Annotated in this window: 1 protein-coding gene; it reads left to right on the top strand. The window is 34.5% G+C overall.

What is annotated here, in order from left to right:
• Positions 1–88: IS3 family transposase (locus tag PZE06_RS27690; protein WP_275791627.1), on the top strand; the 88-nt coding region annotated here is incomplete at its 5' end.
• Positions 89–307: the final 219 nt, after the last annotated feature.

Genomic DNA, 307 nt, shown 5'->3' with positions numbered 1-307 from the left:
TATGGTTTACTATAACAATTATCGATATCAGTGGAATCTAAAAAAGATGACCCCTATCCAATATAGGAATCACCTTCTAGTTGCTTAAGCTCTTTTCTATAGTGTCCTTGACATAGGTGCCAGTTTATTTTGGCTCTGTTTTTTAATTTGTTATAGTGTTATCAATATATAAGTATAATAAAAAAGGAGCATTCCTGTTAGAAAGATTTTCGGGGACTTGAACAAAAAAGAGCCCTCTTGGTATGATATGGGGTGTCAAATCTGCAGAATTGACCCCTAACTTAGTTAACCAAGGAGGACTCCAAAA

This window comes from Robertmurraya sp. DFI.2.37 (assembly GCF_029211245.1).
Classification (GTDB): domain Bacteria; phylum Bacillota; class Bacilli; order Bacillales; family Cytobacillaceae; genus Robertmurraya; species Robertmurraya methanolica_A.
The sequence above is the reverse complement of the archived record's forward strand: the minus strand, read 5'-3'. Positions and strand labels throughout refer to the sequence as shown.